Source organism: Methanosarcina spelaei (assembly GCF_002287235.1).
Taxonomy (GTDB): domain Archaea; phylum Halobacteriota; class Methanosarcinia; order Methanosarcinales; family Methanosarcinaceae; genus Methanosarcina; species Methanosarcina spelaei.
The window spans coordinates 1-15,210 of record NZ_LMVP01000113.1; the positions used below are offsets into that span (position 1 = coordinate 1).

Here is a 15,210-nt window from a genome sequence, read left to right on the forward strand (position 1 = left end):
AAATTCTTGATCGAGAAATCTCTCAAAGTGCTGCATTCAGACTTCAGATCTGTCTGAAACTCATAAAGAGTATTGATGATGAGATCGAAGCTTTAGAGAAAGAAATTTTCAATTATGCTTATAAAAAGCATAAGCGAGAAATGGAGATTTTAATGTCAGTTCCAGGTATAGGAGAACTTGGTGCGGCAATTTTACTTGCTGAAATAGGCAATTTCAAGGATTTTTCTTCTGGAGATAAGCTTGCTTCCTGGCTTGGTCTGGTTCCTAATGTGTATCAATCTGCAGATAAATACCACAACGGAAGAATCACAAAGAGAGGATCAAAGGGAGCAAGATGGATTCTTACGCAGATTTCTCAAGCAGCGGCAAGAAAGAATAACAGTAAGTTAAAAGAGTTTTTTAACAGGAAAAAGAAGTCAATTGGGCATTCCAAGGCAATTATTGCCTTGGCAAGGAAAATTGCAACGATAATATGGCATCTTATCGTAAACGATGAGATGTACGAAGATGGAACTGGATATAAAAAAGGAGAAATTCAAAATAGGAAGATTGTTGAGACAGAAATATTCTCAGTTGATGAACGAATAAAAATAATTAGTGAAATATTTGCGATAATGGAAAAAGAAGGTGAAGAGAGCACGTGAGGAAGATATCCTCATGTACTTTCATGCTAAATCAAAGTTGCGCTGGCGCACCCCGCTGCAAGCAACGGGGTATGTTCGCGCCACCGCTCAAAATTCCGTTAAAGGAAATAATAACCCTAAACAATTTAGTGTGAGCAGAAGTTAGTAATCGAAAATGGAATTGAGAAATTTTATTATTATCAACGGTTACCGGGGAAGTTTCCATCCCCGCAGCAAGCTAGCGGGGTATTCGACTGAAATAAAATCCTGGATTTGTTAGCCCTGATGTTGGAGTTCGGACGGTTGATTTCCGTGAAATCAGGCAAAAAATCCTGAACATTTCATATTCTGATTGGAAAAAGTTAGGGTTTTCGAAGGAAACTTTACATTACATGAAGCAGAACGCCAAAATTGATAAATCTTTCACCCTCAACAGCCACGTTTTAGAGAGTTTGGAGAATTTAGAGAGGGTTAAAACATGAGAAAATCTGGTTTCTGGGGTTTAGTCGGTAGTCAATTACCTGCTTTCTCTGTTTTGCTTTCTCTATTAGACCGATACCAGTAATTTAGAGCATCTCGATGAAGCCCAAGTGCTATTATGCTCATAACTATACTTACCACTAGCAAAAAAGGCGGGTCCAGGATGACGTTTGAAACTAATCCTGCTATTCAGGAAATAGGCATGAAATCCGAGAGGCACAAGAAAGACAAACGCAGCCTGGGATCGGATCGAGATTTCTGGGCGTAATGCCAGAATCAATAGCAGAGCACTTACTAAGACTGCAAGGATAGTAGCATAATGTATCAGGTCATTGGGAATGTTGGTAATGAGCTCGTTGGTAATAAGCACGCCTGTAGTGCCGCAAATTATAGCTCCTGCAGGGGAGAACCAGCGACCCCAGAAACCAGGTAGCTTTGATAGCAATCGAAGGCTTGCTGAAAATGAAAACACAACCCAGAACCATGCCCAGAAGTTGTTGTAAGGAACACCGAAGTACTGATAATCGAACCCTTTTCCCCAATCCCACATGCCCAGGCGGATGGCTATTGCATCCATGGAAAGGTCCATATTCAGGCCCATCAGCCCGTCGAGCACAGGCCGTGCCCATTCCGGAAGGCTGGTTTTATCGGAAAAGGAACGAACGCTATAGATGATAGTTCCCCAGGCCACCCCAACGACCACAGGAACAGGCCCGAGCATTACAAGAAAACTTCCGTACTTGTAAGCGTCGAGCTGCTGGATCGTAGCCCATTCCAGCAGCAAACCGAAGAGCACACCCGCAAAAAGCTGCCAGGCTACCGAAGAACCTCGCTGCCATGCATTTTGTAGACAGGCCAGAAAGAGCACTAAAACCAGAATCTCGAAGGCGAGAAAGTATAGATTTGGCAAGGGCATGCGTATTAGATACTGAATGACGGCTTAAAAAACTTGCGAAAATATTTGATCGCATAAATTTTAATTTCATTTAAACTTTTTTATAAAAGATACTGTTTTAAGAAAACTTTTAAAAATACGGTTGTGGTTATCTCTACAAAACCGCGTACACTTTTTAATTGTTATATCCCATAATTTTAGTGCGATGGGTAGTATTCAAACCCACGAAAACCTTCGTAAGTAATCTTAAATCCATCACCTTTGCCCCAGTTGTGCAATCCTTGAATATTAAATGACATTAACGCAAATAAGTCACGTTAGAAATTTCCCCCATTTATTAAGTGAAATACTCAATCCTGGCATCCGGAAACTTCTCTCCAATCAGCGAGGTGAGATATTCCCTGATTTCTACCGCGTCCTTCCTTGGGTAGATATATTTGTACCTGCCGAACTTTCCCCATTTCAGGGTGCGTTTGCTCTCGTCCATATCCAGGCGGGTGTTAGGGAAACGTTCCAGTATGACCTTCTTTGCGGCGGGGGTGAACCTGTGCTGGATGAGCTCGAAGGTGACGGTTTCGGTTGATTTGACCGCATCAAGCCGGCTGCGGAGCTTTTCAAAGAGTTCAAGGTAATCCTCCTTCCAGCGGTCATAAATCATGATGGGAGCTACTATAAAGCCGATGGGATATCCTGCTGCAGCAAGCTTTGAAGCGGCTTCGATCCTTTCGTCGAGGCTGGCTGTGTTGTGTTCGAAGTTCTCTATGACGTACCTGGAGTTGATACTTACGCGGAAGCGAGTCCGGCCGTTGTGCTTCAGGCCGAGCAGGGAGTCTACGTTGTTGAACTTTGTTACGACCCGCAGCCTGGCCTTGTCCAGGGTTCCGAAAAACTCGATCGTCCTCGCAAGGCTGCCTGTGATGTGTTCGATAGCTAGAAGGTCGCCCGCGCTTGCCACCTCAAAAGTAGTCAGCCGATCGCCGCTGCGGAAGATATGCTTTTTGATGGAATCGAAGATCTCATCCAGGTTTACATAGGTCCTGAGATAGGGTTTGCTGCTCTGCGTGGTATACAGGTAACAGTATTCGCAGCTTGCCGGGCAGCCGGCCACCAGCGAGAATTCAAAATCTGCGGAAGGTTTGCATACGTCAAATTTCAAGCTTTTCTTAACTGTGACAACAAGGGTTTTCTTGCCACTTGCATATCTCTGTCCCTCGGTGCTTCCCGGAATGATAGAGGATATCTTTTTAATGGGCACTTTTATGATTTCAGTAGAGGTACCCTCAAAATAGTCTTGAATTTTTCGTCCAAGGGGATAGTCCAGGGATCTGGGTTCAAAAATCACCCTGTCTGGTGAAAATGGTTTCATCATTAACACCTCCTTCGAATCATATCCTTGTAGTATCTTTTGAAAATCTGTTCCTTACCTCATCGCTTCCGCAGTGCGAATTTTACAGCTGCAGCAAAAAACGCTGAGAAGTGCCAAACTCATTTTGTAAATGATATCAACCGAATATTAGGAAACGGCCAACTTTTACAATATGCTGTTGTTGATTTTTCGGATAGGCTTTTACTTTAGTGTCGATTTTACTTTAGTGTCGATTTTACTTTAGTGTCGATTATTCTTAAATTTCAACAATGATACTTTTTCCAGGTCAATTCACGAAAACAGCAAAGGAAAAAAACAAAAATAGAAAAACAGTCAGGTTAAGGGCTGTAGGAGCCTGAACCTTTTTATCACCCCATCAAACGTGTGTTGATTATAGAATTTTCTTGCTCTAAGTATTAACAATTTCCCCATGTTTATCGCAAGAATATATCATAACGTGTAAAATGTCAACGCTACCAATTTAATTGCAATTCAAGATTTTTGTTGAAGATTAAAATAAGAAAATGAGAAATATTTGTAACTACCAATTAGCTCAGAACCTTCCAGTTATATAGACATCCATTATATTCATTAATCCATTTTTGTGTTCTACCCACACAACAATGTTTTCGTAAATTTTGCCATCACCTGCTCTACCAATTCTGCTGATGTCACTTACTCTTTTTGTGGGTATGTCGTATATGGAAATATTTGTACTATATCCGCCTGGATTTACCTGATTTGACCGGCTCCATACAATCTTATCCCCGTAAATAGAAGCACCGTAGGTTGCATGCTCATACAGAGTTAGCTGAATTTCTTCACTGGTGCTAAGGTTGTATAAGTACAAACTGTTATACTGATCATGTTGATAATAGGCATACTGGCCGTCAACCGATTTTGACCTTACATACACAAGATTATCACCATAGATCGCTGGTGTACTCGCATTAACGATTTCAATTTTTTTGCCGGCATTTGCTATTGATGTAAAGTTTATGAGAAAAATCAAAGCAAATGCTATATGTATGATTTTTTCTCCACATAATCCCCACAAGTAGATATAATACTGAAAACCTACATCAACATTGCTAATCATTGGCAAAATAGGGGAAAAGAAGAAGAGCGAATATTGGAAACTACTTCCTTTTTCAGTATCCGGTTATCGCTTTCCGGATAGGTCTATACCAGGTAGGCATTATTTGCAATTATTTAATTTCAACTATCAGTTACTGGTCATTTTTTCATTTTTAATTCAAATAAACTTAAATTAGCAGTTTTGTTTTCGATAACTCTAACTTATTGTCCTATTTCGAGTATCCAGCCTTCAAGTATTCAACCACTTACAGTTTAAAACTCAAAGAGAATGTTTAAAAAATATTAGAATGTAGTAAGTATTGATATTTTTTAAATGTTGAGTGGTGAAGGAAAATAAATGAAAAATTATAGAAAACCGCATTCAATAACTTTAGCTTCAACAGCCTTAGTTTTTGTGTTTTTGATTTTAATTTTTATTTCATCCGTGGCGTCAGCGTCACAGGTAGCGACACAGGTGACGAGGATCGGTAACGGATCCGATCCTGCTATTTATGGCAGCAAAGTTGTATGGACAGACAGCGGTGTTATTCATGTTTATGACTTGACATCGAAAACAGATACCACAGTTAGCTCTTCTGCAGCATCTCAGCCAGCTATTTACGGAGACAAATTAGTTTGGCATGATGAAAGCAGTGGAGTGCCAAGACTAACGGTTTATGACATACCTTCAAGTGATCGTTCGTATATCACACAGGATGTAGACAACCGCAGTATTCCTGCTATTTATGGCAATAGAATCGTTTGGAGTGCAAACTACAACGAATCAAGTTACAATTACAATGTGTATATGAGAGACATCTCGACTTCAACACAGACCAGAATTGCAAGTGGTGAGAGTCCAGACATATACGATACCAAAATAACATATGGTTATGATGATGAGAACGGGCGAAATATTGCTGTTTATGATATTAATACTACGGTGCCCATAAATGTATATCATGCTAGTCAGGTATTTAGTCCACATATGTATGGTAATAAAGTGATATGGTCAAACTTCTATTCCAGAGACGGATTTATTCAAATGTATGACCTTGTTACTAAAAACACGATAGATGTTACCAGTGATAATACAGGTAATACCTTACCTGAATATGCAGGTTCGTATACTGATGCTGGAGACGATACCGGTACTCATATTGACATAAACAGGGACAAAATCGTATATTCAAAATCTGGCAATGACCAATTTGGTTATGCGGGTGTATACGTTTATGATATTCCTTCCGCAAAAAGCACTCCAGTATATATTTACCCAATAGGGACTTACACGACACCTGATATCTACAATAGTACGATTGTATGGGGAATAGGAGATAACTATGGTGTGGGTGTTGCCAATGATAATGGCATCTATATGAGTGATCTTTCTGCCACAAACACCTTGCCACCAGTAGCTGAATTTACCGCCAACGTAACTTCTGGAACTATACCTTTAGTTGTGCAATTTACTGATATTAGCACTGGTGGGGTACCTACTTCCTGGTATTGGGATTTCGGTGATGGTATCAATTCAAAGCATGCCACGAATGCAACCCGCACGTTTCCAAACCCAGGGGTATATAACATTACTTTAACAGTTGCAAATGGAGCAGGCAATAGTACGGTAACGAAATCTAATTATATTACTGTAACTCCTCCACAAGCACCAGTGGTAAATTTCTCGACTAATGTTACCTCTGGAACAGCACCTCTAACGGTGTTATTCGCTGATACCAGCTCTGGTGCACCTACATCCTGGTATTGGGATTTCGGTGACGGTACCAACTCAAAAGATTCGGTTGCAGTTAACAAGTTTACGAAACCGGGAAATTATACAATCAGTCTGACTGTGGGAAACAACGTAGGGAATAGTACACTGACAAAGCCGGGTTACATAGTTGTTACTGATCCGAATGCTCCGGTTGCAAACTTCAGTGCCAATGTAACAAGCGGCTATGCTCCTCTTTGGGTCCTGCTTACCGACCTGTCACAAAACGCAACCTCAAGGAACTGGGATATCAGGAATGACGGAACTGTAGATTCTACGGACCCGATCATTATTTGTGTGTTCACTGACCCCGGAACCTATCCTGTTAGCTTAACTGCAATAAATGAAAATGGCACTTCCGTGGCAAAACCTATTACAATAACTGTCACGCAAAAAAGCAGTTCAGACGATGACGATGATGATGGACATAGCCACAAGAGTGGAGGCGGTGGAGGTGGCGGTTCCCCTGAACCTCAAACTAATGTCCAGGTCAAGGAACTTTCAAAGGCACAGGTTACAAACGGAAAGCCTGTAGTATTTGATTTTACAAACAATGCAACCTGCGTTGTGTATGTTAGCTTTGATGCAAAGAAGACTGCAGGTAAGATCACAACCATTGCCGAACAGCTCAAAGCAAAATCCACTCTTACTTCAGTACTGGACTCGGGTGAGGTTTATAAGTACTTCAATCTCTGGGTAGGAAACAGCGGATTTGCAAGCGAAAAGAACATTGGAAACCCTGTAGTGTGCTTCAAGGTTGAAAAGTCCTGGCTGCAGGATAAGAAGATCGACCAGAATTCAATTACACTCAACAGGTACAGCGACAAAAAATGGTCACAGCTACCTGTGAAATGCTTAAAAGAGGATGCTAACTACCTGTACTTCACGGCAGAAACAACGGGATTCTCGTTCTTTGCAATAACAGGAAAAGCTCAAGCAAATGGAACTGAAACGAAGCCTTTGGCCGGGAACAAAACGCACTCATCTGTGGACAATCAAAATAAATCTACTACTGGAAGTGAGGCAACAAGTGTAGAACAAACACCTGAGCAAAATCAAAGCTCAAAAACATCCGGAAAAGAAAATGCAAAAGTGCCTGGTTTTGAAATATCTTCCTGTATCTTCTGCCTACTTAGCTTGTTCTTGTACAAAAAAAGATAAGAAGATAAGAAAGTAAGAAGCAGATGGTATAAAGTCCCTAATCAAATTTGACAGATGGGCAGATTTACCTCAGTAATCAGTTTAAATCTGCCTTTCTACCAGTATTTTTTAACGGAAACATAACATTCATTTTCGGGACTGATCACTTATTACTTTGAAATAATTGATTTAAAATATAATAAAGTTAAGAATTAACATTCATTTGGAGGAAGTTAACATGGATTTTAATGAATGCATTAAATTTGCAAATGAAACACCTGTTTGCTATCTGGCAACAGTAGAAGGATATCAACCTCGAGTTAGGGCACTTGGGTTCTGGTTCGCCGACAGAAGTGGATTTTACTTTCAAATCGGAGCTATGAAAGATATATACAAGCAACTTCAGACAAACCCAAAAGTAGAGGCATGTTTCTGGCAACCCGGTGAAGCAACAGGAAAAATGATGAGAGTTGCAGGTAATATAGAGTTTGTAGATGATCCGGAGCTTAAGAAGAAAGTCCTGGAGGACAGGCCATTTCTTAAAGAGTTTGGTCTGACATTTGATCATCCGGGACTTATAATTTTCCGCATTGCTAAAGGTGAAGCATACTTCTGGACAATGGAAACTAACTTCGAGCCTAAAAAGTTCATCAAATTCGGCGATTGAAATATTCTCCAGAAATATTTTTAATTAATGAGCCGTCGTAAAACCAATCTAATTCTTTCTGAGTATGTGTATGTTTCAGGGTCATTCATCAGGATCAAAAGCTCAAACAATTGTTTTAAATTCATAAAATAGTAGGATTTTGAGTTTTGAATCAGCTCTCAAAATCTATTTTTTCATATTTTGTCCAATATTACTCCATCAAACGTGAACGGTACATGAATCTTTGACAATTTTCGTAGTCGCCTTTGCAGTATTTCGATATTACTTCGGCAGGTAACTTACCTTTTTTTGGGGAAACATCGCATGTATGGGATTCATTTCCGGAACTAAGAGCTATTGTTATAAGATAAGAACAACACATTCAAAACACCTCTTATATATTACTATCTAAATAATCCTTACGTGCATAAAATAATATCTTTTTCGGAGCACAAAACGCCGTTGTTAGCTTTAGGAAATATTTTTACTTTAATGCGTTCTTTCCATCGTTTCTGGCACTGCTGGGTCAACCTGCTGTACGAGCATATAAACGAAAGTAAAATCCGTGTTGAAAATTTTACTTTTTTGGAAAACAATGGACCTGTAAACAAGTACTCTGGATAATAAACCTCGGAGAACGGAAAGTTTTTTCCTAGAATAGTAATATTTATTTTTATGGAACACCAATTATTACGTATGAACATTATAGAGAGGAAAAATTATAAAGGAGTTAACCTTCCAGGTGCTCATCTCGAAAGAAATAATCTTATATGGGCTAACTTTCAAGGAGCTAACCTTCAGGAAGCTTATCTCATAAAAGCTAATCTTACACAGGCTGATCTTCGCGGGGCTAACCTTTATAGAGCTGATCTTCGCGGGGCTGACCTTCGTGGGGCTAACCTTCAGGAGGCAAACTTACAGGAGGCTAACCTTCAAGGAGCCGACCTTTCAAATTCTTACCTTTTAGAGGGTGTAGGCGCTAATCTTCAAGGGGCTAATCTTCAAGGAGCTGATCTTCAAGGAATTAACCTTACAAGGGCTGATCTTCGCGGGGCTAACCTTCAAGGAGCAAACCTTCAGTTGTCCAATCTCCATTTGGCTAACCTTCAAGGAGCTAATCTTCAAGGTGTTAACTTCCAGGGAGCTAATCTTTATGGAGCTAATCTTCGCGGGGCTAACCTCCAGGCAGCTGATCTTTATGTAGCTGATCTTCAAAAGTCTGACCTCCAAGAAGCTAACCTTCAGGAAGCTAACCTTCAGGAAGCTAACCTTCAGGAAGCTAACCTTCAGGAAGCTAAACTAAATAATGTGAAAAACTTATCATTTGCCCAGCTCAGGAAGCTAACCTTCAGGAAGCTAACCTTCAGGAAGCAAACCTTCAGGAAGCTAAACTAAATAATGTGAAAAACTTATCATTTGACCAGCTCTCTAAAGTAAAAACCCTTCATAATGCAAAATTAGATGAAGAAAATTTTACACTATTTAATGAGTTATATGTTACCGCTTGAAAATCAGTAAAAAACGGTTTAAGAATAACACTGAAACTTTCAAGTGGTTACATCAACTTTTTTTGTTTATCGACTCCTTTTATGATGCTTCTTATGAGTTTAAGTTCAATCTGAAGTTCACTTTAGTTCTTTCAGTACGAGAAGTCTGCCTTGAATTGATTTTTGCTGCTCCTCTTCACTCAAGGAAGGGTCCTTTAAAGAAACCCAAAGTTCGCAGGGAATTTGAGAACAATCGCCGCAATTTTGATAACCTTTTTCCTTAACGCATTTGTAAATAGGGCAGACATCAGCACAGATATACTGGGCCCAATAAACCTTGCCTTCAATAGAATCACAACCAGCGCATCCGCTATTCAAATGAAGGCAGTCGTCACAATTTGCTCCACATACACAAGTCATTATATACCTTCCGTAAACAATTTTATAAAATATAAACAAATTTTGAGATTTAAGGTAAGTAACTGTTTTAGGTTATTCAAAGCATTGAGTACATTTAGTTAGTCTTTTGAAGCTCATTACATTGTATTCACCTTTAATTCCAAAAGTTGCCTAAAATTTATAGTACTTTGCCAAGTAAGTTGAAAGTATTCTTCTATTTCAAAAATTATTTTTTCAGATTAATACTTCAAAGTGTTATCAGAAAAGGCAGCAAATCTTTATTAATTTTAGATTTTAGTCTCAAGCACCTGATGGGGTCATCTTCTTAAAATTTATTAATTTTAGAAGTCGCTATAATACCGTGAAATGACATAAAACAAAAAGACGAGATAGATGTTATTCAATTGTATAATTAAAAATAGTTGTAAAGTAGTATAATTCGATAGTTTGCACAGAAAGTTTATAAAAAATGCCTTGAAAGTAATATACAGAGTTCAAATATGTCTGTCAAACTAAATTTGAAACCAATATACAGAGGCGAGAAATGATAACTTTGAGAGTACTTAGGGTTTGTTTATCCCTGCCTCTTGAGTAAAAGAAAAGAGGTAAAGAGTAGATGACAATAAAGAAAAAACTTGGAATAGGTGCAGTATTTGCAACAACATTACTTGCAGTCATTTTGTTAGTTTCGGTAGTAAGTGCACAAGAAAATGAGACTACACCAGAAAGTGAGACTACACAAGAAAACATAGCTGTGGAGCTTACCTTTGGCCCGGAAACTCTGGATAAACTGAAAAATGACCCGAATTGTGTTGCTGCATATGGAAGCATGCCCGCTTTTACAACTTCGGAGGAGAGATATCAATGGATTGACACCCTTGGTAACATACTGGACAAATTATATACTGCAAGTTTTATGCAAAACCAGGAAAATTCGAAGTATTTTGATCCACTTGGCCCTATTGTGACTTCTGGTATAACCTTTGATGGTGTTATAGAGATAACTGTTAACAATACTTCGGAAATTGATAAGCCTTTATTGGATGAATACTATCAGATTATTGACTCAAAAGCAAGCAGTATGGGAGTTAAGGAAGTTCCTGTTGTGTTCATGCGTGAAAATGATTTAACTCTGGATGATTTTGAATCTCCAGGCTTGACTGAGACAGATGAAAACTCCGTTAATGATAGTACTTCTAATATAAACGACTCGAATGGAAATAAATCGAGTAAGGTTAACTCAACTCCAGGTTTCGAATTATTAGGGAGCCTGGTTTGTCTATACAGTGGTTGGAAGCTCAGAAAAAAGTAAACTGAGAACTGACTGCATTCTGAAATAGAGTTTGTTGAACTGAGGATTAAGGGTCAGAAGAGAGATATTTGTGTCATGTTAATAAGCAACGTACCTATCGTTCCTTAAACTTTGACTTTTCTGTATCCTCTTTTTTCATCAAAAATAGAATTTTATTATTTCCAATGCAGAGATCGTGTCTAAATGCCTGCATTACCAGGTAGTATCTTTTAATAATTCATTAAAAACAGCATAATTACCACGTAGCATCTTTTAATAATTCTTTAAAAGTATTCGTTAAAAACAGCATTAATCGAATAGCTGGGAATGATCTGTTTTTACAGCATGCCATTATACTTTTTACAACATGACATTAACTTTTCAAATATGTTTGTGATCGATAGAGCATACACCTGCAGTTATAAATATCATCTAATTTTATAGTTAATCACTGGATAACTTACATACACGACCAAATAGGGAATGGGGGATGGAAATAGATGAAAAATAAAGATAGTTTATACTTAATGTTTTTCACTTCAGCAGTCCTGATTTGTTTTCTAATTCTAGGTTCATCGGCTGCGTTCGCGTCCAGCGAACAAAATGCTTCGCAGAATGATTCCTTAACCGGTAATGAATTTCCTTATCCGCGTGGTATAGCCCCTGCTTATGGGATGATGGGATGGGAAACTGGCACTCAATTTTTAGAAGATAACGCTACGCTTGTTCATCTCGGATGGAAAACTTCTATAACGCCACAGCAGTTTGTTGATAACATAAACAAAGGCAAAGAGCTTGGAATTTCAAAATATTTAGTAGCTACTAGCGGCCCTCAGATGGTTTCTGAGAGTTTCTGGAAATCAGTCAAGGATATGGGAGTTACAGACAATGATTTTTATGGTGTCTATTTCCCTGACGAGGAAGGAAGTCCTTCAACACTTATCACCATGCGCACAGCTATGAAGAAATACTTCCCCAATGCTGTTGCTGGAGATTATCTGGGCGATATGGCCAATATCGATGATGAGGAATTTATTCCAGGCCTTGACGTTTGTTACTTTACTACCTACACGAAGTTTCATCCTGAACGCCCGCATGCCTGGGTATATGGAAATCTCATTGCCCATGCTCCTGACTGGAAAAAAGCAGGAAGAACAGTATATGTAACAACAGAAGCCTTTGGTCAGGCTATTGAGGTAAATGCTTCCGATCCGGATCTGGATACTGAGCAAAAAGTGGCTGACCGTCATCAAAGCCAGATTGTGATGGGAATTTTAGGTGGAGCGCAGGGGGTTTTCTCATATGCTTATAAGTATGCAGCCGATACTCCAAACTATGCTGGATGGGCCGATTTTAAGCCAAAGTATGAACAGGTCTGGCCCTGGATTATGAACGGCGACCGGATGCTTCTGACAACAAACGTAACTAGCGGCACGAGAAGTATTAATTCAGATCCAGGTGGCACAATTTCTGCAGTTACAGCCTACATGTTTACCGATGCGGACGGTAGAAGGTTAGTTGCATCATCAAGTATGCTCGATTTTACTGAAGCAGATTGTACGGCAAATAATGCAACAATTGCCGGCGTGCCAAACGGAACGTATGATGTCTTATGGGAGAACAGAACCCTGACTGTCACTGACGGAACCATCAAAGATACCTGGCAGCCGTACGAGTATCACTTTTACCAGTTAAAGGCGAATGATGCTGGTAATAAATAAGCTCTTACTGATACCAAATGTTCGGTCCGGGTTCTTTCACAGAGAGTTAACAGATTAATATTTCTGTTAACTTTCTTTTTATTAATATCGATTTTTTAGCGTACTATCTGCCTATCCTTATACGGGAATGCAGTTTTGAAGTCTAAATACTGGTTGTGCTTATCTTGCAGGATATAAAAAATGCTCACTCTTGTGGGTTTAATCTCAGGATAATCTCAGGATAGGGGATTCATAAAAGGTTGTGGGGCTAGTTACTGAGAATATCGAGTAGCAGAACTTCTTTGTGCTTCCTTATATAATTCGGAACTCACTTCCGGCGTTTTGATTAATACATCAAAATGGAGTAGTGATTATGAGAATTATTTCATTACTGGCAGGGAAACGCGGTGTAAAAAACCCAGCAAACTTACAGCATAAAGGCATTGACTATAAATGGATCGTGCTTTCGATTACAACCATCGAGATGTTCATGGTATCAGTTAACGGGAGCATTATTCTCATTTCGCTGCCCGCGATTTTCGATGGTATCAATATTAACCCTCTGACCTCATTCCAGTATCTTATTTGGGTGCTTATGGGGTATAACCTGGTCACTGCTACGCTTCTGCTTAGTTTCGGTCGACTCTCGGATATGTATGGAAGAGTTCGGCTTTATAATGTCGGATTTGCGATCTTTACGTTTGGTTCAATCCTGCTTTATCTTACTCCTGATACGGGCGATGCCGGAGCAATCGAAATTATCGTTTTCCGACTTGTTCAGGCTGTTGGTGCGTCATTTACTTACTCCAATAGCGCAGCGATTCTTACCGATGCCTTCCCAGAAAATGAACGGGGCAAAGCACTGGGATTGAACATGGTGGCGTTTCTCTCAGGCCAGTTTATTGGACTTATCCTTGGAGGCATACTTGCTTTCTATCACTGGCGATACGTATTTCTGGTAAGCGTTCCAGTTGGAGTCCTGGGTACTGTGTGGGCTTACATTAAGCTTAAAGAGACGAATTTACCTGAAAAAACCAAGAAAATAGATGTATGGGGAAATCTGGCGTTTTTAGGTGGCCTTACAATCTTTTTGATCGGTATTACATATGCACTGCTTCCATACAAGCGGGACCCTATGGGATGGCGAGATCCATGGGTAATCGCATCTCTATTTATCGGTATTGTTCTTTTAATTTTATTCCCAATAATAGAAAGCCGTGTAGAGGATCCGATGTTTCGACTAAGCCTTTTTAAGAACCGAATGTTTTCCTTTGCGAATATAGCTGGGTTTTTGAATGCGATAGCCCGCGGTGGTATGATGTTCATGCTAATCATGCTGCTTCAGGGTATCTGGCTGCCTCTACATGGATATAGTTATGAGTCAACACCCCTCTGGGGAGGAATTTTCATGTTGCCTTTAACTGCTGGCTTTGTAATTATGGGACCACTTTCGGGCTGGCTTTCTGACAAATACGGTTCCCGTTTGTTCGCGACGTCAGGTCTACTCCTTACTACCATTTCATTCCTGATACTGGCTACGCTGCCATATAATTTCAATTACCCGATTTTTGCCGTTGCTCTTTTTATTATGGGCCTGGGAAATGGCATGTTCGGTGCACCTAACATCGCAGCCATTATGAACTCCGTGCCATCTGACGAGCGAGGTGTTGCATCTGGAATGAGAGCAATGTTGCAGAACAGTGGGATGGTTACTTCCATGGCTATGTTCTTTACAATTGTTATTGTCAGCCTGACAAGACTGTTTCCTGAGGAACTCGCACGATCACTGAAAGATGTCGGCGCTTCAAATCTCATTGTTCCAATGAGTGAGATTCCCCCTACAGGTGCATTATTTGCAGCGTTTCTGGGATATAATCCGGTCAGTACTATTCTTGCTGGAATACCGCAGTCAGTCACCGCTACAATCAGCCCGGAGACTATAAGTATTCTGACAGGAACGACCTGGTTCCCTACTACTCTCGCACAGGCGTTTATGCCTTCCCTACATTTGTCTTTTTATATAGGCGCAATCCTCTCTATCATTGCTACGGTTCTGTCAGCAATGCGCGGGCCAACGCACATGATTAATGAGGAAACCAGTGAAAACCTAATAGAAGGGCGGAAATGATATGAGAAAGAGGCTATCCCGAAATTTCACTTAACCTCATTATTACTGCTAAGATTACAATTCCATAGTAAGATATTTCTTTTATCTCTATCTTGAAAACACTTTCTTGCATGACTCTATCCAGCTAAAGAACCTTTTTACTATTCCTTTTTTTATATTCTTGATAATCTACCTTTATTGGTCATCCTCGTTTCTTTTTCTTTGATT

General features: G+C 39.7%; 12 protein-coding genes. 8 read left to right on the forward strand and 4 right to left on the reverse strand.

What is annotated here, in order from left to right; translation table 11 throughout:
- The coding region (locus ASJ81_RS07660) for an IS110 family transposase (RefSeq protein WP_141241618.1) at positions 1–644 on the forward strand (644 nt) is incomplete at its 5' end.
- Between the two features lie 526 nt (positions 645–1,170).
- On the opposite strand, the gene ASJ81_RS07670 is transcribed toward ASJ81_RS07660, so the two are convergent.
- The 3 genes from ASJ81_RS07670 to ASJ81_RS07680 all read right to left on the reverse strand — a co-directional run bounded on the left by ASJ81_RS07670 (position 1,171) and on the right by ASJ81_RS07680 (position 4,376).
- Positions 1,171–2,019, reverse strand: coding sequence for a carotenoid biosynthesis protein (locus ASJ81_RS07670; protein ID WP_245859903.1), 849 nt, complete (start codon positions 2,017–2,019; stop codon positions 1,171–1,173).
- Positions 2,020–2,335: 316 nt separating this feature from the next.
- On the reverse strand, positions 2,336–3,364 hold the full coding sequence (splB, locus tag ASJ81_RS07675; RefSeq protein ID WP_095643973.1) for a spore photoproduct lyase: 1,029 nt from the start codon (positions 3,362–3,364) through the stop codon (positions 2,336–2,338).
- Between the two features lie 553 nt (positions 3,365–3,917).
- On the reverse strand, positions 3,918–4,376 hold the full coding sequence (locus ASJ81_RS07680; protein ID WP_245859905.1) for a hypothetical protein: 459 nt from the start codon (positions 4,374–4,376) through the stop codon (positions 3,918–3,920).
- Positions 4,377–4,799: 423 nt separating this feature from the next.
- Here ASJ81_RS07680 and ASJ81_RS07685 point away from each other — a divergent pair, with 423 nt between their 5' ends.
- From ASJ81_RS07685 to ASJ81_RS23625, 4 genes are all read left to right on the forward strand, one after another.
- Positions 4,800–7,373: a PGF-pre-PGF domain-containing protein gene (locus tag ASJ81_RS07685; RefSeq protein ID WP_095643974.1), complete on the forward strand. Its 2,574-nt coding sequence runs from the start codon at positions 4,800–4,802 to the stop codon at positions 7,371–7,373.
- A gap of 217 nt (positions 7,374–7,590) precedes the next feature.
- Entirely contained in the window at positions 7,591–8,019 is a 429-nt protein-coding gene (locus ASJ81_RS07690; protein ID WP_095643975.1) for a pyridoxamine 5'-phosphate oxidase family protein, read from the forward strand.
- Between the two features lie 675 nt (positions 8,020–8,694).
- On the forward strand, positions 8,695–9,393 hold the full coding sequence (locus ASJ81_RS07695) for a pentapeptide repeat-containing protein (protein WP_141241619.1): 699 nt from the start codon (positions 8,695–8,697) through the stop codon (positions 9,391–9,393).
- Complete coding sequence (locus ASJ81_RS23625) at positions 9,321–9,506, forward strand: pentapeptide repeat-containing protein (RefSeq protein ID WP_245859924.1); 186 nt, start codon at positions 9,321–9,323, stop codon at positions 9,504–9,506. Before ASJ81_RS07695 ends, ASJ81_RS23625 begins: the two co-directional genes overlap by 73 nt.
- 117 nt (positions 9,507–9,623) lie before the next feature.
- On the opposite strand, the gene ASJ81_RS07700 is transcribed toward ASJ81_RS23625, so the two are convergent.
- Entirely contained in the window at positions 9,624–9,905 is a 282-nt protein-coding gene (locus ASJ81_RS07700) for a DUF3795 domain-containing protein (RefSeq protein WP_095643976.1), read from the reverse strand.
- Between the two features lie 595 nt (positions 9,906–10,500).
- On the opposite strand from ASJ81_RS07700, the gene ASJ81_RS23630 reads away from it, so the two are divergent.
- The 3 genes from ASJ81_RS23630 (at position 10,501) to ASJ81_RS07715 (ending at position 15,003) form a co-directional block, all read left to right on the forward strand.
- Entirely contained in the window at positions 10,501–11,196 is a 696-nt protein-coding gene (locus ASJ81_RS23630) for a hypothetical protein (protein ID WP_095643977.1), read from the forward strand.
- A 479-nt stretch (positions 11,197–11,675) separates the two neighbouring features.
- On the forward strand, positions 11,676–12,896 hold the full coding sequence (locus ASJ81_RS07710; RefSeq protein WP_095643978.1) for a hypothetical protein: 1,221 nt from the start codon (positions 11,676–11,678) through the stop codon (positions 12,894–12,896).
- 352 nt (positions 12,897–13,248) lie between these two features.
- Complete coding sequence (locus tag ASJ81_RS07715) at positions 13,249–15,003, forward strand: MFS transporter (protein ID WP_095643979.1); 1,755 nt, start codon at positions 13,249–13,251, stop codon at positions 15,001–15,003.
- The last annotated feature ends 207 nt before the right edge of the window (positions 15,004–15,210 follow it).